We start from the raw sequence: 24,526 nt of genomic DNA on the forward strand, positions 1-24,526 counted from the left end.
GCGCCATCGAGAGATGGCGCCGTTTTCGTTTGGCAGGACATCTACGATTTGGGAGATCGCACACGCCGACCTTGCTGCCGCGCACAACAACAAGTCGGCGCATCGGACCGGCAAACACTTGACAGTCGAAACGCTCCGCGCGCAAATTCTTACACTAAGTAAGAATGACGATAGGGATGGAAATGCCGGAGCAGCCGAGAAGTCGGCGGCAGACGCGCGCTGCCATTTTGACTCATTTGCTCCAGTCGGGCGGCTCGTTTCGGCCGCCGCTGGCGAAGGCGGTGCGCCTGTCCGAGGCGAGCCTGTCGCGCATCCTGTTCGACCTGAAGGCCGAGGGCCTGATCGAGGAAGTGCGGCGCCCTGCCCCTTACGTCGGCGGCCCGACGGGTCTCGTGTCGCTCGACGGCTCGGTGGCGCTCGCAGCCGTCGAGCTGTCCGCTCAATGGCTCAGCGTCGGCGTCGGTGGTCTGTCGGGCGAGCTGCACTATACCGAGCGTCTGCCGTTGCCCAAGGCGCCAACCGTTGAGACGGTCGGCCGCGTGTTCCGCGAAGCGATGACATTGTTGCGCGACTGGACACGCCGCCGCCACATCACGCTCTCCCAGATCGGCGTCTCCATTCCGGGCCTTGGCCGGTTGACCATATCCGGCAATCCGATCATCGCCTGCGACGTCGGACGCATCAGCGCCATGATCGGCGAGATGTTTGCCGATGTGCCGCTGGAATTCACCAATTCGGTGGTGGCGCACGCCACCTTTCACCGCTGCCGCACGCAGAACTATCCGTTCGGCGGCACGCATCTGTTCGTCTTTGTCAGCCATGGCGTTGCCGGCGCCTGGATGGATGACCCGTCTGAAGCCGATGCACTCCAGCCGGTCGAACTGGGCCACATGGTATTTGGACCCGAGGGACCGCGCTGCCGCTGCGGCCATCTCGGCTGCGTCGAGGCCTATACCTCGCTCGCCGCTTTGGCCGAGCTCCTCGGCGTCTCCGACGCCGAATTGCTCCATCTCGGCAGCGAATGGGTGCACGCGATCCCGCTCTCGACGCGCGTGCGCCAGGAGTTGCGGCGGCGGCTGTTCCGGCTTGGCCTTGCGATCGGCAACACGCTGAATGTGAAGCCATGCGGTGGCGTCGCCATCAGCGGCTGGCCATCGCTGCTCTCCGATGACGATCGCAACGCCGTGGTCGAGGGGATCGACGCCTGCCTGCTGGGTGGCCGGACATTGGCGCAAGTGTCCATCGCCTTCGTGCCACCCTCGACCGGCAACGATCCGCAGGCTGCCCTGGCCTTCGCCGCCTTCTGCCTGGCCAGCCGCGGCGGCATGCCCGCCACATCGACGGAGGCCGCCTGACATGCCCTGAGCCGGCCTCAACGCGCAAAGAACTTCACACCGGGAGGAACTGCCATGCCGATCACAACAACAAGGCGTCGTCTGCTCGCTGGATCTGCTGCCGCACTCGCGCTGCCGGCATTTGCCCGCGCCCAGGGCGCGGTCAAGCCGCGCCTGACCGCGATCTCGCAATGGTCCGCGGGCAGCGACGGGGCGGCCATCACGGCGCTCGGTAAGAAATTCGAGGAGAAGGGAGGGGTCTGGCAGCACTCGCCCGTCCCCGGCTTCACCACCGAGATGATGAACAAGCTGCGCGCTCAGATCATGGCCGGAGATCCACCGGCCTGCTCGCAACTCAAAGGTCCCGAGATTGCAGCCTGGTCGAAGATTGCCCCGACCGTCGATCTTGACGCCGTCGTCGCTGCCGCCAGCTATGAGAAGGTCGTCGCTCCAGATCTTGCACGATTGCATAAGCCGGGCGGCAAGTGGATCGCGCTGCCGTTGCAGATCTACAGCACCAACATGCTGTTCCTGTCCAAACGCGCGATGGACAAGGCCAAGGCCGACAAGATCCCCGTCACCTGGGCAGACTTCAATGACCTTGCCGAAAAGATGAAAGCGGGCGGTGTCCCCTATCCCATCGCCAACGGTGGTACCCGCCCGGACGACGGACAAAAATTCGAGGCTTCTCTGGCGGGCATCAGTCCCACCGCATACCGCGCCGCCATCATGAATCTCGACAAGAAAGCTCTGGAGGGTCCCGAGCTCAAGGCCGCGTTCGCGCAGGTGCGCAAGATCGCCGACTGGATGGATCCCAACGTCGGCGCCCAACACTTTTCGACCAACCTGAAGCGCTTCGTCGACGGCGACATGGGCATGATGATCATGGGCGGATGGGCGCAGGGCGTATTACGCAATGCCGGTTTCAAGTTCGACGACTTCATGATTGCGCCGGGCCCCAGCGACAATGGCAAGCCGGTGTTCCTGTTGAACGCCGATGCGTTCATCTTCTGGCAGCGCAAGGAGCCCGACCTCCAGGCCGGTCAGATGCTGATGGCTCAGCTCGTCATGGATCCCGCGATCCAGACGATGTATTCGCAGATTACGGGGTCAATACCCGTGCGCACCGATGTCGATCTTTCCGGTGAAGGCTGGTCGGACGGTCAACGGCGGACCGCAGCAGCCCTGAAAGATGCTATTGCCAGCAATCAGGCGGTTCTGAGTCTTGCGCACAATATGGCGCAGGAAAACGGAATGACCGCAGCGATGATCGACGTGATCACGGAATACGTGAAGAACAAGACGATCAAGCCGGAGCAAGCGGTCACCCGCCTTGCCGATGCCGTCGAGAGCGCACGTTGACCCAAGCCGTCGCGACAAGACTGGGCCGGCCGGCGGTATCTGACGTGGTGCGCCGGCTGCCCGAATATCTGATGATCTGGGTGCCGCTGCTGCTGTCCGCCGCGCACCTCGTGTCGTTCTCGCTGTGGACGATCTGGATCTCGTTCACGCCATCCACTCTGGTGCCGGTCTCGGGCTGGGTGGGGTTGCGCAACTACACGGCGGTCGCGGCATCGCGGAACTGGCAGATCGCCTTCGACAATTTGCTGCTGTTTGGCAGCGCTTTCGTGCTGCTGAGCGCGGTGACCGGCCTCATCCTTGCGATCCTGCTCGATCAGCGCATTCGCGGCGAGAACCTGCTGCGATCCATCTTCCTCTACCCCCTGGCGGTGTCGTTCGTGGTCACCGGCACGGTCTGGAGTTGGCTGCTCAATCCTGGCCTTGGGATCCAGAAGCTGGTCCATGACCTCGGCTGGACCTCCTTCAAGTTCGACTGGCTGATTGACCGCGACATGGCCATCTGGACCATTGTTATCGCTGCCATCTGGCAATCCTCGGGCTTCGCCATGGCGCTCTTCCTTGCCGGCCTTCGCTCGGTCGATGCCGACCTCATCAAGGCTGCGCAGATCGACGGCGCCGGACCGGTCCGAATGTACCGGCGCATCATTCTGCCGACGCTTTGGCCGATCACCATCACCGTCGTCGTGATCCAGTTGCAATTCGCGATTTCGGCTTTCGACCTCGTCCGCGCGCTCACCAACGGCGGGCCGGGAATCGCGACTCAGCTGCCGGCACTTGTCGTCTACGACCTGATGTTCCAGCGCAGCCTGCTCGGTCGCGGGGCAGCGGCGGCGGTGCTCATGCTGCTGATTCTTCTCGCGGTGCTGCTGCCGTATGCAGCGTGGCGTTATCTTCAGCGGCGGCGGGCGGCCCATGCGTGACCGAACCTTCGCACCAACCCGGATTTTGATCTATCTCGTCGTTTCGCTGATCGCTGCAGCATGGCTCGCGCCATTGGCTGTTGTCGTCCTGAACTCGCTCCGCAGCAACGAGGAGATCGCGCAAGCCTCGATGATCGGCTGGCCGCAGCAATGGGCCTGGAGCAATTACGCCGCAGCCTGGAGCGGCTTCTGCGTCGCCGAGACCTGCGCCGGCATCCGTCCGTACATGCTGAACTCCGCGCTCGTCACGATTCCTGCGACGATTTTCTCGACCATGCTCGGTGCGATCGCCGGTTATGCCGTGTCGCTCTGGCGTTTTCGCGGCGACAGCTGGGTCTACGGAATCGTGACCCTCGGCCTGTTCCTTCCCCAGCAGATGCGCCTGCTTCCCTGGACCATCGTGCTGCGAGACATCGGTCTCATCAACACGCTGGCGGGCCTCGTGTTGATTCACACCATCCAGGGGCTCTCCTTCACCACGCTGTTCTGCCGAAACTACTATGTCGCCATTCCCCATGAATTGATCAGGGCCGCGCGCATCGATGGCGCCGGGTTCTTTCGTATTTTCTGGCGCATCATTCTGCCGCTCTCGCCTCCCATCCTGATCGTCACCGTGATCTGGCAGTTCACGCACATCTGGAACGAATTCCTCTATGGCGTGACGTTCACGAGCGGCCAGCAGCAGCCCGTCACGGCTGCTCTCATCGCGCTATCTGCTGCAGTTGCGGATATCCCGCAGCATGGCGTGCAGAGCGCAGCGGTGATCATCGCAGCGCTGCCCACTTTGTTGATCTATCTCCTCGGCGGCAGGTACTTCGTGCGCGGCCTTACCGCCGGCGCAGTGAAATGATGGATTTGTCATGGCAGCACTAAGCATCCGCGCCCTGTCCAAGCGCTACGCCAATCTGGAGGTGCTGAAAGGCATCGATCTCGACATCGAGAGCGGCGAATTTACCGTGTTGGTCGGACCGTCCGGCTGCGGCAAGTCCACACTGCTCAACATCGTCGCCGGGCTCGACCGGCCGAGCGCGGGGAGGATCGAGATTGGCGGGCGCGTCGTCAACGACATACCGCCCAAGGACCGCGACATCGCCATGGTGTTCCAGTCCTACGCGCTCTATCCCTCCATGACGGTGCGCCAGAACATCACCTTCGGCATGGAATGCCGCCACGTGCCGAAGGCCGAGCAGGAGAAGGCGGTGGCGAATGTGGCGAAGCTGCTCCAGATCGAGCCGCTGCTCGGCCGCAAGCCGTCGCAATTGTCTGGTGGCCAGCGCCAGCGCGTGGCCATGGGCCGCGCGCTGGTGCGCAATCCCCTGCTCTTCCTGTTCGACGAGCCGCTGTCCAATCTCGACGCCAAGCTGCGCGTCGAGATGCGGATGGAGATCAAGCGGCTGCACCAGCGCATCGGCGCCACCATCGTCTATGTCACCCACGACCAGATCGAAGCAATGACGATGGCGACACGGATCGCAGTGATGCATCAGGGCAGCGTGCAGCAATTCGCCGATCCCGATACCGTGTACCGCTATCCGGCCAATCTGTTCGTGGCGCGTTTCATGGGCTCGCCGCCGATGAACACGATGCCGGCGCGGCTCGAGACCGGGAATGACGGACCGGTGGTCGTGATCGGCGCCGGGCGGCCGGACGAGGTTCGTCTGCGCCTGAGGGGATATGACGCCGCAGCATCCTTCGTCGGTCGCGAGGTGGTGTTCGGGATCAGGCCGGAATGCATTGCCGAAGGCAGCCGCGCGTTTTCCGGCGATGCGCCTGTCCTCGTCAACGCGCCGGTGGAAATGGTCGAGCCGACGGGTGCCGAGACGATGGTGTTGTTGCGGCTCGGGGGCGAGCCCGCGATGGCGCGAATCTCGCCCGATATCCGCCCCACGCTCGGCGCGTCCGCCTCTTTCGCGCTCGACACGCGGCGCATTTGCCTGTTCGACCCCGAGACGGAGCGACTGATCGCATGACGAAGACGACCTATTCAGGCCTTGCGGGGCGCGTAGTGTTGATCACCGGTGGCGCCAGCGGCATCGGCGCCGCCTTCGTACGGGCTTTCGCGTCCCAGGGCGCCCGCGTCGCCTTCCTCGACATCGACACGAAGGCCGGTGAAACGCTGGTGCGGGAGGTGGCGGCCGCGTCCGAGACTGCGCCACTGTTCGTGCCCTGCGATCTCCTCGACATCGAAGCCATGCGCACCGCGATGGCGGAGGTCCACCGTTCGCTGGGCGATGCCGCCGTTCTCGTCAACAATGCCGCCAACGATCAACGCCAAATTCTTTCGGAGATGACGCCGGCCGAGTTCGACTGGATGATCGGCGTCAATCTCAAGCACGTCTTCTTCGCGGCGCAGGCGGTGGTGCCGCAGATGCGGGCGCGCGGCGGCGGCTCGATCATCAACATGTCGTCGATCGCCTGGATCCGCGGCGCCCCGGCGCTGCCGGTCTATGCCGCCGCGAAAGCGGCGATCGTCGGCTTCACCAACTCGCTGGCCCGGTCGGTCGGCCCCGACCGCATTCGCGTCAATGCGATTGCGCCGGGTATGGTGATCACCGAGCGCCAGCGCCGGCTGTGGTATCCGGAGGAGCAGGCAATCGCCGAGATGCGCGCGCGTCAGGCCGTTCCCGATGCGGTGACACCCGACGACATCGCAAACATGGCGCTGTTCCTCGCCTCCGACGAGAGCCAGCGCATCACGCGCCAATGCTTTCAGGTCGACGCGGGCCTCGCCTAGTCCTGTAGGGTGGGCAAAGCGCAGCGTGCCCACCGTCTCTCTACGCAATTGATGAGGAGAAATGGTGGGCACGCTTTCGCTTTGCCCACCCTACGAATCCGTCTTACCGCCTACCCTTGCGCATCGTCGCGAGCACGATGTCGGCGGCGAGCACGCTCGGCGACTTGTTGCCGGTCGACATGATTTGATCGAGCCGGGCGAAGGCTTCGACCTGCTCCCGGCGCAGCGGCGAGTCCGTCAACAGCGCGGCGAGCGCCGGTGCCAGCTTCTCCGGCGTGCAGTCCTCCTGCAAGAACTCCGGAATGACGTCGTTGCCGATCACGAGATTAGCGAGGATCACCGAGGAGACGCGGATCGCGCGGCGCAGGATGAAGGCCTCGATCGCGCCGACGCGATAGGCCGTCACCATCGGAATGCCCGACAGCGCAAGCTCCAGCGTTACCGTGCCGGATTTCGCCAGCGCCGCGTGAGCAACGCGGAAGGCGGCGCGCTTGTCGTTCTCGCCGATCACGATCTGCGGCTGGACCGGCCAATTCGCGATGCCCTCGCGGATCGTCGCTTCGAGGTGCGGCATGGTCGGCAGCATCAATTCAAACGCGCGCCCCTCCGCCTGCAAGCGGCCGAGCGCCGCGCCGAACACCTCGAGGTGATGCCGGATCTCGCTGCGGCGGCTGCCGGGCAGCACCAAGAGCACCGGCGGCTCACTGTTGCGGCGCTTCTGTTCCTCCGCGTTCGGCCGCAGCGAGCCCAATTGCTCGACCAGGGGATGGCCGACATAGCTGCATGGCGGCCCGCCCAGCTTGCGGTATTCCTCCGGCTCGAATGGCAAGAGGCCGAGGACATGGTCGACATAGCCGAGCATGGTCCGCGCCCGTCCCGGCCGCCACGCCCAGAGCTGCGGCGACACGTAATCGACGATCGGAATCGCCGGACTGCGCGAACGCACGCGGCGGGCGACGCGATGGGTGAAATCGGGGCTGTCGATGATGACGAGCGCGTCGGGCGCGGCCTCGGTCACGGCGTCGGCCGTCTTACGGATCAGCCGCAGGATTTTCGGCAATTGCTGAATGACGGCGGCGAAGCCGACGATCGACAGCTCCTCGATCGGAAACAGGGTCTCGAGCCCCTCGCGCGCCATGGTGCGGCCGCCGACGCCTGCGAACTGCACACCGTCGCCGAGGCGCTGACGCAGCACCTTCATCAAGGCACTGCCGAGCCGGTCGCCGGATTCCTCCGTGGCGATCAGAAAGATCTTGCGCTTGGGATCGCGGCCCTGCATCACGCCGGCAGGCCGATGACGAAGAGGTATTTGGCGTCGGCGAGCGCAATCATCGCCTGCGGCTCTGCGACAATCGTGTTGCCGGCAATGACGGCGATGCCGGCAAGACCGGCCTTAGCGACGCCCTCGATGGTCCGCGGGCCGATCGTCGGCAGGTCGAAGCGCAGATCCTGGCCGCTCTTCGGCGCCTTCACCAGCACGCCGCGGCCCATGGCCGCGCGAATGCGGCCCTCCTCACGCAGCCGCGCGACGCGCGCGAGCAGCGCGTCGGTGCCCTCGATATCCTCGACCGCCACGACATGACCGTCGATCACGACCGCGGCCTGGCCGATGTCGAACGGACCAAGCGCAGTCAGCACCGCCCGGCCGCGCTCGATGTCGGTCTTGCCAGTGTCGCTCGGCCAGGCGCGGCTGATGCAGCCCTCGGGCATCAGCAGATCGGGCGCGACATCCTTGATGCCGACCATGCGAAAGCCGTCCTGCTCGAGGATGCGGCCGACGCCGGACAACAGATGATCATCGCCGCCGCGGAAGGCGCGGATGACGTTTCCGAGCAGGCGAAGCGTCTTGATGTCGAAGCGGATCTCAGAGAGCGAGGGGCGGACCAATGTGCCGATGAAGATCAGGTCGCGGCAACCTTCTTCGCGAAACAGCCGCATCGCGCGGCCGAGCTGGCCGACCGAGATCCAGCGGTGGCGGAATTTCTCCACCCGCGCCGGATCGCAGGCCCCGCGCAGCGGAAACAGCACCGGTGTGATGCCGCGCGCGGCAAGCGATTCGGCAACCGCGAACGGCATGGCGCCGCCGCCGGCGACCACGCCGACAGGTGAGGAAATCTCCGCAGCCGCCGATGTCATGCCCGCGGCCATCCCAGGATCACTTCGCGATGGCGGGAAGACAGAGCGGGCGCTTGCCCTTGCCGATGAAGTCGAGGATTTCGGCGATCGCAGGGTCTTCGCCCGCGAGCGGCCGCGCGGCCTCCAGCCGCTCGGCGAAAGTGCCGGGACCGTGGAAGAGTTTTTGGTAGAACCCTCTCACGGTCGCAAGCCGCTGCTTGGTGAACTTGCGCCGCTTCATGCCGATCAGATTGAGGCTTTCCAGCACCGCATATTGGCCATTGACCAGCCCGTACGGGATAACGTCGTCGCGGACGCCACACACACCGCCGACCATGACATAGGGGCCGACGCGCGTGAACTGGTGCACCGCCGACAGGCCGCCAATGTAGACGGCGTCGCCGATCTCGCAATGACCGCCGAGCGTCGCCGAGGTCGCGAAGATCACGTTGTCGCCAACCATGCAGTCATGGCCGACATGGCTGTTGTTCATGAAATAGCCGCCGTTGCCGACGCGCGTCAGCCCTCCACCTTTGATGGTGCCGACATTCATCGTCGCGCCTTCGCGGATGGTGCAGCTGGAACCGATCTCGAGTTTCGTCGGCTCGCCCTTGTAGCTGAGATCCTGCGGGGCGCCGCCCAGCACTGCGAACGGCGAGATCACGCAGCCATCGCCGAGCGAGGTATGGCCGATGACGGTGACGTGTCCGATCAGCTTGCAGTCCGCGCCGATCACGACGTTCGGGCCGATGATGCAATAGGGTCCGATCTCAGTGCCCGCGCCGATCACGGCGCCGTCCGCGACCCGTGCGGTGGGATCAATCTTGCTCATCAAGCCAATCTTACTCGTCAAGAAGGTCTGGTTATGTATTGAAGTCACTTGGTTTTCGGCTGGTTAGCGCGACTATGCCCGATCTGTCCAGTGACGTATCATCTCGGCGTGTTTCATGTGCCGGATGAGGTGGCCTTCCCGGCCCATCAACAGGTTCATGTGAAGCCTGAGGTGATCGTGGTCAGGACCCTGGCACTTCTGCTCGCCCAGCTCGCGACGGCTCCGATCGTGTCCGAGACGGTCGAGACCGGCGAACGCCGCCTCGTCGATCTCGGGACATTTGAATGCCGGGACATCACCCGCAGCACGGTGCTTCAGCGGGTCTGTTACGATCGCGCGCAGCAGAATCTGGTTGTCGCGAACAACGGCGCCTATGACCGTTATTGCGGCGTGACGCCCGATACGGTCGAGAGTCTCCTCGGCGCGCCCTCCATGGGGCAGTTCTTCAACCAGAATATCAAGCCCGAGGCGACCACCGGGAGCTACGCGTGCCGGACACACGAGCCGGCCCAGAAGGATTGATGCCGCTCAGTCCGTCAGCATGGCGCCGACGTCGGCTTCCGCAACGATCTGCCCGTTGACCTTGGCATCGCCGTGAAACCACCACATGGCCTTGCGGCGGCCGAGCGAACGCATGTGATACTCGATGGTATCACCGGGCAGCACGGGCTTGCGGAACTTGCACTTGTCGATGGTCAGGAAATAGACCGCGCGCGGTTTCTCGGTGCCCTCGACCGACTTGATGCCGATCACGCCCGCGGTCTGCGCCATCGCCTCGATCATCATCACGCCGGGATAGACCGGGCGCTCGGGAAAGTGCCCTTGGAAGGCCGGCTCGTTGAAGGTGACGTTCTTGATGCCGATGCCGCTGTAATCGGCGCGGATGTTGATCACGCGGTCGATCAGGAGCATCGGAAAGCGGTGCGGCAGGGTCTGGAGGATCGCGTTGATATCCACCAGTTCGAACTTAACAGGTGATTCCACCGTCATTCCCGTCCCTCGTCCTTCGCATCGGCCTTGCTGTCGCGCACCAGGCGCTCCACCGCGATGATCTCCTTGAACCACTGTTTGGTCGGCTTGGCGAAATGCCCGCCCCAGCGTCCGCCCGGCGGGATGTCGTCCTTGACGGCACTCATGGCGGTCACCTGAGCTCCGTCGCCGATCTTGAGGTGGTTGTTGATGCCAACCTTCGCTCCCAGCGCCACGTTGTCGCCGATGGACAGGCTGCCGGCGAGGCCGATCTGGGCCGCCAGCAGGCAGTGCCGCCCGATCGTCACATTGTGGCCGATCTGGACCTGATTGTCGATTTTGGTCCCCTCGCCGATCACGGTGTCGCGCAAGGACCCGCGGTCGATCGTGGTGTTGGCGCCGACCTCGACGTCATTCTGGATCAGCACCCGCCCGGTCTGCGGCACCTTCAAATGGCCCTCGGGGCCGAAGAAGATGAAGCCGTAGCCGTCCTGGCCGATCGAGCAGCCCGGATGGATCAGCACGTTGTTGCCGATCAGGGAGCACTGGATGGCCGTGCGGGCACCGACATTGCAGTCCCGGCCGATCTTGACGCCGGGGCCGATCACCGCGCCGACGCCGATCACGGTGCCGCTACCGATCTCGACGTCCGGGCCGATCACAGCCAGGGGATCGACGATCACCCCGTCCTCGAGCCGGGCCGTGGGATCGATGATGGCGGACGGCGCGATGCCGTCATTGCCGACCCAGGATTGCGGCCTGAGCGCGTCTCCGTGCCATTCCCGCGCGATCCTGACGAAGGCACGGAACGGCTGCGCCACCCGCAGCACGGCCACATGCGCGGGCACCTCGGCCTCGAAGCGCGGGCTCACGAGGCAGGCCCCGGCCCCAGTCGCCTTGAGCTGATCGGCATATTTCAGGTTGTCGAAGAACGCCAGATGCATCGGGCCGGCTTCGTCGAGCGAAGCAAGGCCCGTGATGACCTGGCCGCCCCTTTCGGGGTCGACCAGCTGCGCCTTGGTCAGCGCGGCAATGTCAGCCAACGCTGAGGCAGGCGGTTTTGTGAAGAAGGTCGGCTGCGCCATTCCACCCCGTCGCGGTCCGGCTTCGGCATGAAGCGGTCAGGCCGCATCATGCCTCATCTGCAGGATTGGCACGATCCCTTTCGGAAACCGGCTCCAGTGATCCGGATCGTGCCGTGCTGATCGAATTAGAACGTGGTGCCGCCGCCGAACCGGAACTCCTGGACGCGATCGTATTTGCCCTTGGTGAGCGGCACGGCGTAGTCGAAGCGTAGCGGGCCGAACGGCGACTGCCAGATCAGTCCGACACCGACCGACGTGCGGACAACCTTGCTGTCGTCAAAAACGAGGCCGGTACAGGTTCCGGTGCTCGTCGGATTGATGGTCGACGGGATACAACCCGGCACATTGACCTCGTTGGTAGCGGTCCAACTCGTCGGTCCCTTATAATCGTAGAGACCGCCGGCGTCGGCATAGACCGCGCCCTTCAGACCCACTTCCTTGGGCAGGAACCAGAACGGCATCTGCAATTCGAGCGAAGCGCCCCAATACTTGGTGCCGCCGAGCGCGTCCTGCGTACCGAAAGGATTCAGGTCGCGCGGGCCGATGCCGTTCGGCGCGAAGCCGCGGACGAGATTCGGGCCCATCTGGAAGTGGTCGAGCATCCGCAGATCATCGTTGATCTTGGTCAGAATACCGCCCTGCAGACGGACGATGCCGACGATATCAGACACCAGCGGAGCGTAATACTTTCCGTCCGCAACGGTCTTCAGATAGCTGACGTCGCCGCCGACGCCGGCGAAATCCTGCCGGAAGTCGATGAGCAGACCGTCGGTGGGGTTCTTGTTGTTGTCCAGCGTGTTGTAGGTCAGCGTGTAGCCGAGCGCCGAGGTCAGGGTCTTGCCGTTGGCAAGTTCCTTGCGCACCGGCAGCGAGGCTTCACCGTCGCTGTAGCAGCCGAGGCCGTTGGTCGAGCTCAGATCGATGCCGTTCACGGCGGCGAAGGCCGGGCTCGGGTTGAAGGCCGACGTTCCCAGATTGTTGTTACAGTTCGCTAAGTAGCTCGGCAGCGTGATTTCCTGCTGGTAGACCGAGTAGCGCAGCTGGAGCGCCAGATCTTCACGCAAGGAGAAGCCGAGGCGCGGCGAGAAGCCGAGCGTCTTGGTGCCGTAAGAGATGTAGCTGTTGGCCAACTGCTGGCGCTGATAGAGGTCGAGGCCCAGCGCGACGCGGTAGTCGAGCAGATAAGGCTCGACGAACGACAGCGAGTAACCGCGCGCATACTGGCCATAGGTCACCGACGCCTTGGCGAACAGGCCGCGGCCGAGCAGATTGCGCTCGGAGATCGAGACTTCGGCCAGCGCGCCGTCGGTCGTGGAGTAGCCGCCCGAGATCGAGAAGTCGCCGGTCGATTTCTCTTCCATGTCGACGATCAGGATCACGCGGTCGCTCGACGAGCCGGGTTCGGTCGTGATCTTAACGCTCTTGAAGTAGTCGAGGTTCTTCAGCCGCCGCTCGGCGCGGTCGACCAGCGCGCGGTTGTAGGCATCGCCTTCCGAGATGTCGAACTCGCGGCGGATCACGTAGTCGCGCGTGCGGGTGTTGCCGCGCAGATTGATGCGCTCGATATAGGTGCGCGGGCCCTCGTCGACGTTGAACACGACGGAGACGGTATGGGCCTCGAAATTGCGATCGCCGCCGGGACGAACCACGGCGAAGGCATAACCGCGGCGCGAAGCCTCGATCTGCATCTCCTCGACCGACTTCTCGACCGATTCGACGTTGTAGAGCGAGCCGACGCTGACGCGCGAATACCCGCGCAGCGACGAGGGATCGAAATTCGGAATGCTGGAGCGGAAGTCGACCGCGCCGACGCGGTATTGCGCGCCTTCCTCGATCTTGAAGGTGACGTTGAAGCCCTTCTTCTCCGGATCGTATTCGGTGAGCGCGGCCACGACCTGGACGTCGGCAAAGCCGTGCTTGAGATAGAAGCGGCGGATCAGGTCGCGGTCGGCCTCGACGCGATCGGGATCGTAGATGTCGCCGCTGGCGAGGAAGCTCAGCAGGTTCGATTCGCGTGTCTTGATGACGTCGCGCAGACGATAGGACGAGAATGCATTGTTGCCGACGAACTCGATCGACTTGACGCCGGTCTTGGCGCCCTCCTCGATCGTGAAGATCAGGTCGACGCGGTTATTCGGCTGCTCGATGATTTCAGGCGTGACGCGCACGTCATAGCGGCCGGACCGGCGATAGATCTCGGCGATTCGCAAGGTGTCGGACTGCACCATGGCGCGGGAGAAGGTGCCCCGTGCCTTGGACTGGACCTCAGCGGTGAGCTGCTCGTCCTTGATCTTCTTGTTGCCCTCGAAGGCGATGCGCCCGATCACCGGGTTTTCCACCACGGAGACGATGATCTGGCCGCCGGGGCCGCGATTGATTCTGACGTCCTGGAACAGGCCGGTCTCGATCAACGCCTTCAGGCCGTCGTCGATGGCGCCTTGATCCAGGCGGCCGCCCGGGCCCGGCTTGAAATAGGAGCGGATCGTCTCCACCTCGACACGGCGATTTCCTTGGACGGAAATCGACTGGACCGTCTGAGCGAGCGCAGACGAAGACACGAAAACAGCCCCAACCGGGGCAACCACCGGCGCGCCGAACATGATCAGGGTTGCGAGCAAGCCCCCCCGGAGTCGCAGTCCAAACTTCATCGCGCAACGCGCCCTTATCATTCCGTACCAGACCCAACCCCAACGCCGATCTGGAAAGATTCCCCAAGTTCAGGCCGCTTGTAGCCAATTTCACCGACGCCGCAAACGGTCGAGCGCGCCGCAATTTCAATTTCATTCCAAGACGTTGCTCAACAGCAACGCCACAAAAAAGCCCCTATCAGGAAGCCGCCATCCGAAGGATGTCGTTGTAGGTCGCAAACACCATCAACATCAGCACCAAACCGAGCCCGATTCGGAACCCCATCTCCTGAGTCCGTTCGGACAGAGGCCGGCCGCGGACCACTTCCGCCGCATAGAACATAAGGTGACCGCCATCGAGCAGCGGGATCGGGAACAGGTTCAACAGGCCGATCGACACCGACAGCACCGCGCACAAATTGATCACGAACTGGAATCCGGCGCTCGCCGCCTGCCCCGACATCTTCGCGATTCCCAGGACGCCGCTGACCTCGTTGGGATTGCCGTTTCCGACGAACAACGAGCCCAGGAACTTGAAGGTGCTGGTGATGATGAACCAGACCTGCTCGACGCCGATCTTGAGCGCTTCGCCAATGCCCACCGGCGCGGTCGAGGCCTCACCAGCCTGCGACTTGTGCTCGACACCGAGCACGCCGACGCGATGGCGGTTGCCGAACGGATCCTTGCGCTCGAGCAGCGCGGGGGTCGCGGTCAGCGACACAATGGCACCGTCCCGCTTCACCTGGAATGCAAGCGCTGAACCCGCGCTCATCGCAACGATTCGCTGCATGTCGGCAAAGCTCTCGATCGGCTTGCCGTCGATCTGGACGACAACGTCCCCGATCTTGAAGCCCGCCGCGGCCGCAGCGCCGTCGGCGACGACGCCATCGACGCGCGCGATCGTACTCGGCTTGCCGTAGTACAGCGCCATGGCGGCGAAGATCAGCGCGCCCAGGATGAAATTGGCGATCGGTCCGGCTGCGACGATGGCTGCGCGCGGGCCGACCTTCTTGTGGTGGAAGCTGCCGGCGCGCTCCTCGGCCGTCATGGCCGCGAGCGTCTGGGCCGACGGGGTCGAGGCCTCGCTCTCGTCGCCGAAGAACTTGACGTAGCCGCCAAGCGGAATCGCCGAGATTTTCCAGCGGGTCCCGTGACGGTCGTTGAAACCGACCAGCTCAGGCCCGAAACCGAGTGAAAAGGTCAAAACGCGAACGCCCGCCCAGCGCGCGACCAGGAAATGGCCGAGCTCGTGGAAAAACACGACGATGGTCAGGACGAACAGGAAGGGGATCGCGTAACCGAGGAGCCCATGGCTCAACGTATTGAAACTATGGACAAAAAAGTCGATCATCGAATTCCCTCATCCAGCGCCGCAAGGCCCTGGCCCCGAACCATCTAGGATGCCTTTAAGGCAATTTGAGGCAATAGGGCGGCAGCTCTATTTCGAGCAACATGGTCAACGGAGATTGCATCATCGGCCGAGGTCATCGGAGCCTGGCTCCCGCTGCGGATCCAGTCGTCCAGCGTCGCCTCGACGAGGCGCGCGATCGCACCAAACCGGATCTTGCCGGCGATGAAAGCGGCGACCGCGACCTCGTTGGCAGCGTTGTAGACGGTGGTCGCTCCCTTCCCGGTCCGGAGCGAATCGTAGGCCAGGCGCAAGCCCGGAAACCGCTCGAAATCCGGCGCCTCGAAGGTCAGCTGGCCGATCTTGGCCAAGTCGAGCTTGGCCGCCGGACCCTTGATACGGTCAGGCCAGCCGAGACAATGCGCGATCGGCGTCCGCATGTCGGGCGCGCCGAGCTGGGCCACGACGGAGCAATCGGAAAACTCGACCATGCCGTGGATGATCGACTGCGGATGAACGAGCACGTCGATCTCGTCGGGCGCGAGCGCGAACAGATAGGACGCCTCGATCACCTCGAGCCCCTTGTTCATCATCGAGGCGGAATCGATCGTGATCTTCTGGCCCATGCTCCAATTGGGATGCTTCAGGGCCTGCTCGAGCGTGGCCTGCTCGATGTCGGCAGGCTTCCAGGTCCGGAACGGGCCGCCCGAGGCGGTGATGATGACGCGGACGAGCTCGTCGCGATTGCCTGAGCTCAGCGCCTGGAACAACGCATTGTGTTCGGAATCGGCCGGCAGGATGCAGGCGCCGGCCTTTGCCGCGCGCTGCATGAAGAAATCGCCGGCGCAGACCAGACATTCCTTGTTGGCGAGCGCGACATGCGCGCCGCGATCAACCGCGGCCAGGGCCGGCTTCAGTCCGGCGGCGCCGCTCACGGCCGCCATCACCCAATCGGCAGGACGCGCACCCGCCTCGATCACCGCGCTTTCGCCGGCGCCGCATTCGGTGCTGGTCCCGGCCAACGCGGCCTTCAGCTCGGCGAGCTTGGAGGTGTCGGCGATCGCGACGTAGCGCGCGGAGAATTCCTTCGCGAGCTTGGCCAGCGCTTCGACATTGCCGTTCGCCGTCAGCGCCTCGACGCGATAGCGTTCGGGCGAGGCGCGCAGCAAATCCATCGTGCTGTCGCCGATCGAGCCGGTGGCACCGAGTACCGTGACGCTGCGGACGGCAGACGCAGCAAGCCTGTTGTTACGCAATGGGACCGCGCTCATATCCTCACCAAACCATAAGACCGCTTCCGGCGCTATGCACACCATGGCGGAGAAAGCCGATAATCCATGCCGCCAGGATGGCGGCAACAAAGCCGTCCAGGCGGTCCATAAGTCCGCCATGGCCGGGAATTAAGTGACTGGAATCCTTGACGCCGAAGCGCCGCTTCACCGCGGATTCGAACAGATCGCCCAATGCCGATACCACCGACAGGATGGCGCTGACGAGCAGCAATGGCGCCATCTTTCCGAGCCCGCAAGCCGCGAAGCCTACCGCAACCAAGAGGCTTGCGACAAAGCCGCCGAGAGCGCCCGCCCAGGTCTTCTTGGGACTCACGCGTGGCCACAGCTTCGGTCCACCGATGCTGCGGCCGGCGAAATAGCCGCCGACATCGGTCGCCCACACCACGAGCAGCACGAACATCAGGGCGGCGAACCCGTTTAAGAGATCCTGCCGCACCAGGATCGAGGCCAGCAGCGCCGCCGATGCATAGGCGAATCCGGTAGCCGCCCAGACGAACTTGCCCCGCGCGATCAGCGTCACGATCGCACCGCCGATGAAGCCGGCGATGACAGCCGTCTTGAGCGCGCCGAAGGCAACGCAAAATCCCATGATGGCGATGACGATAGTCCCCGTCCCAGTCAGCGCGACCGAGCCCGCGCCCACCACCATCAGCCATTCCGCGAACAATCCGATCGATACCAGGGTGACAAGAAGTGCCCACAGCCAGCCGCCGGCGTAGGCGAGCGCAATGGCGAGCGGCGCCAGCACGAGCGCGGCGAGGATCCGCAGCACGAGATTGCTCGGGGCAGGCGCAGAGCCCGCCGGTGCGGCGTCGGGTTCGCTCACGAGGCGGTTTTCGCGACCAGGCCGCCGAAACGGCGCTCGCGCCTGGCAAATTCGGCGATCGCGCTTTCCAGCGCCGCCTTGTCGAAATCGGGCCAGTGGATCGGCACGAAGACGAGCTCGCTATAGGCGGCCTGCCACATCAGGAAGTTGGACAGGCGCTGCTCGCCGCTGGTGCGGATGATGAGATCGGGATCGGGAATATCGGGCGCATCGAGATGCGCGCCAAGCGTCTCGGCGTCGATCGTGGCGGGATCCCGCCTGCCCTCTGCGACCTCGCGCGCGAGCTTCTGCGCGGCCTTCGCGATCTCCTGCCGCGAGCCGTAGTTGAAGGCGACGACGAGCGTGAGGCGCGTGTTGTCGCGCGTCAGCTCCTCCGCCTCGTTGAGGAGCGCGCAGATGTCGCTCTCGAGCCCTTCGCGCTCGCCGATGATGCGGACCTTGACGCCGTCGCGATGCAGGCTCGCCAGATCGTTGCGGATGAAGCGCCGCAGCAGGCCGAAAAGATCGCCGATCTCGCTCGCCGGGCGCGACCAGTTCTCCGAGGAGAACGAGAAGATGGTGAGATAGCGAATGCCGAGCTCGTGCGAGGCGCGCACCACGCGGCGCAGCGCGTCCACGCCGCGGCGATGCCCTTCCGCACGCGGCAAGCCGCGCGCAGCCGCCCAACGCCCGTTGCCATCCATGATGATGGCGACATGCGCAGGCGCGTCGGACCGGTCGGGTCCTTCCGTTGCAGGCGCGGCGGCGTTGGACATGAAGGCGATGCCTTAAACGGTGAGGATTTCTTTTTCCTTGGCGGCCAGCAGCTGGTCGATCTCGGTGATCGTGCCGTCGGTCGCCTTCTGCACCTCGTCGGCGTGACGCTTCTGGTCGTCCTCCGACATCTCGTGATTCTTCTCGAGCTTTTTTAGCACGTCGAGACCGTCGCGACGGACATGGCGCGCGGCGACCTTGGCGGCCTCCGCGTATTTGTGCGCGACCTTCACCAGCTCCTTGCGGCGCTCCTCGTTGAGCTCGGGAATACGCAGGCGCAGCACTTGGCCCTCGGTCGCGGGCGACAGGCCGAGATTGGAATCGACGATCGCCTTCTCCACGGCCTTGACCATCGACTTGTCCCAGACCTGCACCGAGATCAGGCGCGGCTCCGGCACGCTGACGGTGGCGAGCTGATTGAGTGGCATGTGAGTGCCATAAGCGTCGACCTGCACCGGATCGAGCATCGAGGCGGAGGCGCGCCCCGTCCGCAGGCCGCCAAGCTCGTGCTTGAGGGACTGGACGGCGCCCTGCATGCGGCGCTTCACTTCGTTGAGGTCGAAACTACCCGTGGCCATCACGTTTCTCCTTCGAAATCCCGGCGACCGCTCCGCGCCCTTCTCTTGGGGCGCGACGACGAGCCGTCAGCCGGCGACAATGGTTCCGTGGCCGGCACCACGCAGAATCGCACCGATCGAACCCGACTGCGCGATCGAGAATACAATGATAGGCAGCGACGTCTCGCGGGCAAGCGCGAAGGCGGTGGCATCCATCACCTTGTAGTCGCCCTCGATGGCCTGCGAATGCGTCAGCCGGTCGAACCGCGTGGCGGTCGGATCCTTCTTCGGGTCGGCCGAGTAGACGCCGTCGACATTGGTCGCCTTCAGCACCGCCTGGGCGCCGATCTCGGCGGCACGCAGCACCGCGGTCGTGTCGGTGGTGAAGAACGGATTGCCGGTTCCGCCGCCGAGCAGCACGATCCGGCCCTCGGCGAGGTATTTGTGCGCCGCGGTGCGGGTGAACAGCTCGGAAATCTCCGGCATGACGAAGGCCGACAGCGTGCGCGCCGGCGCGCCCTTGCGCTCGATCGCCGCTTCCAGCGCGAGGCAGTTCATCATGGTGGCGAGCATGCCCATGGTGTCGCCGGTCGGGCGCGATACGCCGCGGGAGGAGACCTCGACGCCGCGCACGATGTTGCCGCCACCGATCACGACCGCGACCTCGGTGCCGAGCTTGCGGGCGGCAATCAGATCGTCCGCAACCCGGTCGACGGTCGGCTGGTCGATACCAAAGCCCTGCTGTCCCGCGAGATATTCGCCGGACAGCTTGATCACGACGCGACGATAGACCGGATCAGTCATGAGCACTTTCCTTGTCCGGGCGCCGCTTCCGGCGGCACGCCGGAAGGAGGTGTTCCGGCGCTTACTTCTTGCCGCTGGCCGCCGCGACCTCGGCTGCGAAGTCGCTTTCCTGCTTCTCGATTCCCTCACCGAGAGCATAGCGCACAAAGCCCGCGATCTTCACAGGCCCGCCGACCTTGCCCTCGGCCTCCTTCACTGCCTGCGCCACCGACTTGCCGGTGTCGTGGATGAAGGCCTGCTCGAGCAGGCAGACTTCCTTGTAGTAGGTCTTGAGGCCGGACTCGACGATCTTCTCGATCACGTTCTCGGGCTTGCCCTGCTGGCGGTATTTGTCGGCAAGCACGTCCTTCTCGCGCTTGACGACCGCCGGATCGAGGCCGGACGGATCGAGCGCCAGCGGGTTGGTGGCGGCGACATGCATCGCGATTTGGCGACCGAGCGTTGCGAGCTCGTCGGCCTTGCCCGGCGATTCCAGCGCCACGATCACGCCCATCTTGCCGGCGCCGTCGATGACGGCCCCGTGGACATAGCTCGACACCACGCCCTGGCTGACTTCGAGCTGGGCGGCGCGGCGCAGCGTCATGTTCTCGCCGATGGTGGCGATCGCGTCATTGATCGCGGTCTCGATCGTGACGTCGCCGACCTTGGCGGCCTTGATCTTCTCGACGTCGGCGCCGACGTCGAACGCGACCTGAGCGATCATCTTGACCAGACCCTGGAACTGGCCGTTGCGCGCCACGAAATCGGTCTCGGAGTTGACCTCGACCACGACGCCCTTGGTGCCCTTGGTGAGCGCGCCAATCAGGCCCTCGGCCGCGACGCGGCCCGACTTCTTGGCGGCCTTCGACAGGCCCTTCTTGCGCAGCCAGTCCTGCGCGGCTTCCATGTTGCCGTCGTTTTCGGTCAGGGCGGCCTTGCAGTCCATCATGCCCGCGCCGGTCGACTCGCGCAGGTCCTTGACCATCGCAGCTGTGATCGTTGCCATCGTTGAAAATCCTTTGTGCCTGCCGGTTTGCCGCGGCGCGGCATCGAAGCGCCCCGCCGCGGTCCATCTCAGGAATTCGCGTCAACTGAAATGGTGGCCGGATCCTATCCGGCCAACCCATCGCTCTTTTTGACTATTCCGCTTCCGCGGTCAGCGCCTTGGCCTTGGCCACCCAGGCATCCGCGCGGCTCGGCAGACCGACTTCTTCGCCGATCGTGTGCGCGGTGTCGTGGTCGAGCTCGGCGAGCTGCCAGTAGTGGAAGATGCCGAGATCGTTGAACTTCTTCTCGATCGCACCCGACACGCCCGGCAGCTTCTTGAGGTCGTCCGCGGTGCCGCGGGGACCTGCAAGGCCCTGGAAACCGCTCGACGAGGGCGCCGGCAGCTCTTCGGCGAGCGGCTGGGCCGAGGCGCCGACATCGATGCCCGAATCGCCCTGCGCGCGCGAAATGCCGTCGATTGCCGCACGCGCAATGAGATCGCAGTACAGCGAAATCGCGCGGCCGGCGTCGTCATTGCCCGGCACCACATAGGTGATGCCCTTGGGGTCCGAATTGGTGTCGACGATCGCCGCGACCGGGATGTTGAGCCGCTGGGCTTCCTGGATCGCGATGTCTTCCTTGTTGGTGTCGATCACGAAGATCAGGTCGGGCAGACCGCCCATGTCCTTGATGCCGCCGAGCGAACGGTCGAGCTTGTCGCGCTCGCGCTGCAGCGTCAGGCGCTCCTTCTTCGTGTAGGAATTGGCTTCGCCGCCCGACAGCACGTCGTCGAGGTGACGCAGACGCTTGATCGAGGCCGAGATCGTCTTCCAGTTGGTCAGCGTGCCGCCGAGCCAGCGCGAATTGACGAAATACTGCGCGCAGCGCTTGGCCGCGTCGGCAACGCCGTCCTGCGCCTGGCGCTTGGTGCCGACGAACAGGATGCGGCCGCCCTTGGCAACCGTGTCGCTGACGGCCTGGAGGGCCTGGTGCAGCATCGGCACGGTCTGGGCGAGGTCGACGATGTGGATGTTGTTGCGGGTGCCGAAAATGAACGGTGCCATTTTCGGATTCCAGCGGTGAGACTGGTGACCAAAGTGCACGCCAGCTTCGAGCAGCTGACGCATGGTGAAATCGGGTAGCGCCATCGTTCTAATTCTCCGGTTGGTTCCTCCGGAAACGTGTGAGCAAAACGGAGCGTTCTCGCCCCGGTTGCCACCGGACGGCCTTGTGAGCCATGTTTCCGTGTGAGATGGCGCGCTATATAGCGCCATTTCGGCCAGAAGCAAGGAAATAAGGGCCTTTCGGGGGGCGGTTTTCGTCCGCCAGAGCCCCCCCCTTTAGAGAGATCGGGCCGTGCCTTAGCACTTCGGCTGGTTCGGCGGGCACTTCTTTGCCGCCGGCGGCGGAGCCGCGGGGTGTGGCGGAGGCGCTGCCGGGCGCGGCGGTGGCGGAGGCGCGACGGCCATCCGGGGCGGCGGCGGTGGTGCCGGCCGAGCCACCGGCGGCGGCGGCGCGGGCCGTGCCATCGGCGGCGGCGCTGGCCTTGCCACCGGCGGCGGCGGCGCCGGCCGCGCAGCCGCCACGGGCGGAGCCACCCGTGCCGGTGGAGGCGATGCGACATGCGGCGGAGGCGGCGGTGCCGGGCGCGCGACGGCGGCCGGCGGCGGAGGCGTCGGTCGTGCCACGGCTTGCGGCCGCGGTGGCGGTGCGGACGGCCGGACAGCCTGCGCCGGCGCAGCCGACGGATGATTCTGCGGCTTGATCGGCTCGCGCGCGGCCGAGGGTGGCGGCGTGACCGGTCTGCCGGCGGTGATCGGAGGCGTGCCGTGCCCACCCGCCGCTGGCGGCGGCAAGCTGGCCGGCTCGCGGGTCGCGGATTTGGCGTGATCCGCAGGCCCGGCCCCAGCTGGGCTCTGTGCCACCGGTGGCTTCGGCACTTGGCCGGGCCGAGCGGCCGGACTGGTCGCGGGGGGCGCAGCCGTCCCTGGCGCGACAGCCGTTGGCGCACCGGAATGAGCCGGCGGTGTTGTGCCCGGGGCAGCAGTCGTCGGCGCCCCCGGATGGGTCGGCGACGGCGCACCGGGTGCAGCCGCCGTCGGCGGCACGGGCCTTCCGCCCGGCAGAGGCCCTGCCCCCGCGGGCGGCGCCGGTGGGCCGCCGTGAGCGCCGGGGACCGGCAGCGTGTTGGCCTGCGGCAGCCTGGTCGGTGGCGCAGCGGTTGGCGCAACAGTCGGAGCGACATTCGCCGGCGTCGCGGCAGGCGCTCCAGGTCTAGCCGTAGGTCTAGCCGTCGGCTGGATGGCCGCACTCGGCGGCATCGGCGCCTTGCCCTGCTGGATCAGGGCAGCGCGCTGGACAACGGCCTGTGGCACCGCTGGACCTGCCGGGTTGGCGCGTCCGGCAACGGCTGGCGCCAGATTGCCCTGCGCGGGCGCCGCGCCCGTCGGCGCGGCCGCCGGACGGTTGATCACGGTATTGATGACCGTGGTGTTGTGGATGTTCTGGTAGATGATGTTGTTCGGCGGCGGCGCGACATAGACCGGCGGCTGGACGAACGCCGGGATCGGCACGAACACCGGCTGGGGCAGCACGAACAGGCCGACCACGGGCAGCGGCGGCGGCAGCACGACGAAATCCGGCGGCGGCGGCGGCAGATAGTAGACCGGCGGCGGCGGTGGCGGCGCGAAGCCAAAATCGGGGTCGCTGAAATACAGCACGGGGCGATCGACATAGACCACCTCCTCCGGCGGCGGTGGCGGCACGTCGTAATCGATCATCGCAAAGCTCGGCGGTGGCTCGGCCGGCGCGGTGAGGATCGCAAGGCGCCGGCGCGCATCCGCCGCATGCGGGCCGCGCGGATAGCGGCGCAGATAAGACCAGTACGCTTCGGGCGTGTCGGTGCGGTAGGTCCGCCGCCAGGTGATGGCTTCGCGGCGCGCCGCGACGATCGCCATCACGCGCTTTGCGAGCGGATCGTTCGGATAGGCCACGAGAAATTCCTCATAGGCCGGCAACGTGTCGCGCTCGAGCGCGGCGGCATAGGCATCCTGCACGCCGAGATCGCGGATCGGCTTGCTGCGGATCGCAGCGACCTGGTCGGGCGCGGCCTCCGGCGGTGGCGCGTCCGGCCCACGCTCGAAGAACGAAAATGGGGCGGTGATCTTCTGCTCGTTCCAGGGCACCTGCGCGCCCTTGCTGGCCTCGTTGACGCGCAGGCGGACGCGATCGAACACCTCGGGCAGCGGCAGGCCGCCGGTGCGGATCATCTCGGCGAGCGACTGCGCGTAGATGCCGTAGGGGCCCGGCTCCTCCGGCGCCACCGTGCCCGGCGCCGCATTGAAGGCGATCAGCATGTTCGCCTCGGGCTCGACCAGCGCGAGGCCACTCGCGATCGGCTGGCCGCCTTCGATGAAAGGCTGCGCGCGGGCCGCATCGAGCACAACGATGTTGGCCTTGAGCGGAATGGCGGCGAGCTGGCGGACATAGTCGCTGACGCGCAAGGCTTCGGTCGGAATGTCGGTGTCGCGGGTGATGTTGGAATCGACCGGGATGAAATAATTCTCGCCGGCAAGCTGCACGCCGTAGCCGGCAAGATAGATCATCGCGACGGTGCCAGGGCCGGAGGCCTGCGCCTTCTGGATGAAGTCGCGAAAACTCTTGCGCAGCGTATCGCCGTCGAGATCGCGCGCGCCGACGACGTCGAAGCCCGCCGCCTGCAATGTTTGGGCGATCAGGCCGGCATCGTTCGCGGTGGTCGCCAGCGGCGATTTGGCATAGGCGCCATTGCCGACCACGAGCGCGATGCGCTTTTCCTGCTGCTGGGCGCGCACGGGTCCCGGCGCGCCGGCGGCAAGGGCCACGATCGGCAGGAGAAGGCAAATGAAGACTTTGAGCGTCCCACGCATGGCTTGCTTGCCCGCTATTGTTGTTGAGGTGCCACCACGCATGAGGCGCGCAGCCGGCTGAACGGCGGTTGAACGAAAAGCTCGGATTGAGGCG

General features: G+C 65.2%; 22 protein-coding genes. 7 read left to right on the plus strand and 15 right to left on the minus strand.

The window, feature by feature from the left end:
• Positions 1–176 precede the first annotated feature (176 nt).
• The 6 genes from BLV07_RS13150 to BLV07_RS13175 are packed head-to-tail and all read left to right on the plus strand — an operon-like array spanning position 177 to position 6,350.
• Positions 177–1,355, plus strand: coding sequence for an ROK family transcriptional regulator (locus BLV07_RS13150; protein WP_176945508.1), 1,179 nt, complete (start codon positions 177–179; stop codon positions 1,353–1,355).
• A 54-nt stretch (positions 1,356–1,409) separates the two neighbouring features.
• On the plus strand, positions 1,410–2,696 hold the full coding sequence (locus BLV07_RS13155) for an ABC transporter substrate-binding protein (RefSeq protein WP_091885784.1): 1,287 nt from the start codon (positions 1,410–1,412) through the stop codon (positions 2,694–2,696).
• Complete coding sequence (locus BLV07_RS13160; protein WP_176945509.1) at positions 2,693–3,616, plus strand: carbohydrate ABC transporter permease; 924 nt, start codon at positions 2,693–2,695, stop codon at positions 3,614–3,616. Before BLV07_RS13155 ends, BLV07_RS13160 begins: the two co-directional genes overlap by 4 nt.
• Positions 3,609–4,466 (plus strand): carbohydrate ABC transporter permease, encoded by an 858-nt coding sequence (locus tag BLV07_RS13165; RefSeq protein WP_176945510.1) that lies wholly within the window; start codon positions 3,609–3,611, stop codon positions 4,464–4,466. The genes BLV07_RS13160 and BLV07_RS13165 overlap by 8 nt, the downstream gene beginning before the upstream one ends.
• A 10-nt stretch (positions 4,467–4,476) precedes the next feature.
• The gene (locus BLV07_RS13170) at positions 4,477–5,586 is read left to right on the plus strand and encodes an ABC transporter ATP-binding protein (protein ID WP_091885794.1); all 1,110 of its coding nucleotides are present in this window, start codon (positions 4,477–4,479) and stop codon (positions 5,584–5,586) included.
• Positions 5,583–6,350, plus strand: a complete 768-nt coding sequence (locus BLV07_RS13175) for an SDR family NAD(P)-dependent oxidoreductase (RefSeq protein ID WP_091885797.1) — start codon at positions 5,583–5,585, stop codon at positions 6,348–6,350. Before BLV07_RS13170 ends, BLV07_RS13175 begins: the two co-directional genes overlap by 4 nt.
• A 103-nt stretch (positions 6,351–6,453) precedes the next feature.
• Here BLV07_RS13175 and lpxB read toward each other — a convergent pair whose 3' ends face one another.
• From lpxB to lpxA, 3 genes are read right to left on the minus strand one after another with little or no spacing between them, the layout of a single operon-like run.
• A complete protein-coding gene (gene lpxB, locus BLV07_RS13180; protein WP_091885802.1) occupies positions 6,454–7,632 on the minus strand; it encodes a lipid-A-disaccharide synthase in 1,179 nt (392 codons plus the stop codon).
• A complete protein-coding gene (locus BLV07_RS13185) occupies positions 7,629–8,486 on the minus strand; it encodes an LpxI family protein (protein WP_176945511.1) in 858 nt (285 codons plus the stop codon). The genes lpxB and BLV07_RS13185 overlap by 4 nt, the downstream gene beginning before the upstream one ends.
• 19 nt (positions 8,487–8,505) lie before the next feature.
• Positions 8,506–9,297, minus strand: a complete 792-nt coding sequence (gene lpxA / locus BLV07_RS13190) for an acyl-ACP--UDP-N-acetylglucosamine O-acyltransferase (protein ID WP_091885811.1) — start codon at positions 9,295–9,297, stop codon at positions 8,506–8,508.
• Positions 9,298–9,474: 177 nt separating this feature from the next.
• Between lpxA and BLV07_RS13195 the strand changes: the two genes are divergently transcribed.
• Positions 9,475–9,819 (plus strand): KTSC domain-containing protein, encoded by a 345-nt coding sequence (locus tag BLV07_RS13195; RefSeq protein WP_091886078.1) that lies wholly within the window; start codon positions 9,475–9,477, stop codon positions 9,817–9,819.
• Positions 9,820–9,825: 6 nt separating this feature from the next.
• Here the strand turns inward: BLV07_RS13195 and fabZ are convergent, their stop codons facing one another.
• From fabZ to BLV07_RS13255, 12 genes are all read right to left on the minus strand, one after another.
• Positions 9,826–10,287 carry a 3-hydroxyacyl-ACP dehydratase FabZ gene (gene fabZ, locus BLV07_RS13200; RefSeq protein ID WP_091885814.1) on the minus strand — a complete coding sequence of 154 codons (462 nt, stop codon included), beginning with the start codon at positions 10,285–10,287 and terminating at the stop codon, positions 9,826–9,828.
• Positions 10,284–11,351: a UDP-3-O-(3-hydroxymyristoyl)glucosamine N-acyltransferase gene (lpxD, locus tag BLV07_RS13205; protein ID WP_091885817.1), complete on the minus strand. Its 1,068-nt coding sequence runs from the start codon at positions 11,349–11,351 to the stop codon at positions 10,284–10,286. Before lpxD ends, fabZ begins: the two co-directional genes overlap by 4 nt.
• A 125-nt stretch (positions 11,352–11,476) precedes the next feature.
• Positions 11,477–13,999 (minus strand): outer membrane protein assembly factor BamA, encoded by a 2,523-nt coding sequence (gene bamA, locus BLV07_RS13210; protein WP_091885820.1) that lies wholly within the window; start codon positions 13,997–13,999, stop codon positions 11,477–11,479.
• A gap of 178 nt (positions 14,000–14,177) precedes the next feature.
• Positions 14,178–15,329 (minus strand): RIP metalloprotease RseP, encoded by a 1,152-nt coding sequence (gene rseP / locus BLV07_RS13215; RefSeq protein ID WP_091885822.1) that lies wholly within the window; start codon positions 15,327–15,329, stop codon positions 14,178–14,180.
• 44 nt (positions 15,330–15,373) lie between these two features.
• Positions 15,374–16,597: a 1-deoxy-D-xylulose-5-phosphate reductoisomerase gene (dxr, locus tag BLV07_RS13220; protein WP_091885825.1), complete on the minus strand. Its 1,224-nt coding sequence runs from the start codon at positions 16,595–16,597 to the stop codon at positions 15,374–15,376.
• 4 nt (positions 16,598–16,601) lie between these two features.
• Positions 16,602–17,444 carry a phosphatidate cytidylyltransferase gene (locus BLV07_RS13225; protein ID WP_091885828.1) on the minus strand — a complete coding sequence of 281 codons (843 nt, stop codon included), beginning with the start codon at positions 17,442–17,444 and terminating at the stop codon, positions 16,602–16,604.
• Positions 17,441–18,199: an isoprenyl transferase gene (locus BLV07_RS13230; RefSeq protein WP_091885831.1), complete on the minus strand. Its 759-nt coding sequence runs from the start codon at positions 18,197–18,199 to the stop codon at positions 17,441–17,443. The genes BLV07_RS13225 and BLV07_RS13230 overlap by 4 nt, the downstream gene beginning before the upstream one ends.
• Before the next feature lie 12 nt (positions 18,200–18,211).
• A complete protein-coding gene (gene frr, locus BLV07_RS13235) occupies positions 18,212–18,775 on the minus strand; it encodes a ribosome recycling factor (protein ID WP_091885834.1) in 564 nt (187 codons plus the stop codon).
• Between the two features lie 66 nt (positions 18,776–18,841).
• Complete coding sequence (pyrH, locus tag BLV07_RS13240; protein WP_091885838.1) at positions 18,842–19,558, minus strand: UMP kinase; 717 nt, start codon at positions 19,556–19,558, stop codon at positions 18,842–18,844.
• A 61-nt stretch (positions 19,559–19,619) separates the two neighbouring features.
• On the minus strand, positions 19,620–20,543 hold the full coding sequence (gene tsf / locus BLV07_RS13245; RefSeq protein WP_091885841.1) for a translation elongation factor Ts: 924 nt from the start codon (positions 20,541–20,543) through the stop codon (positions 19,620–19,622).
• Between the two features lie 133 nt (positions 20,544–20,676).
• Complete coding sequence (locus BLV07_RS13250) at positions 20,677–21,672, minus strand: 30S ribosomal protein S2 (protein ID WP_091885844.1); 996 nt, start codon at positions 21,670–21,672, stop codon at positions 20,677–20,679.
• Positions 21,673–21,885: 213 nt separating this feature from the next.
• Positions 21,886–24,432: a caspase family protein gene (locus BLV07_RS13255; protein WP_091885847.1), complete on the minus strand. Its 2,547-nt coding sequence runs from the start codon at positions 24,430–24,432 to the stop codon at positions 21,886–21,888.
• Between the last annotated feature and the right edge of the window lie 94 nt (positions 24,433–24,526).

It is taken from the genome of Bradyrhizobium sp. Rc2d (genome assembly GCF_900099855.1).
Lineage (GTDB): Bacteria > Pseudomonadota > Alphaproteobacteria > Rhizobiales > Xanthobacteraceae > Bradyrhizobium.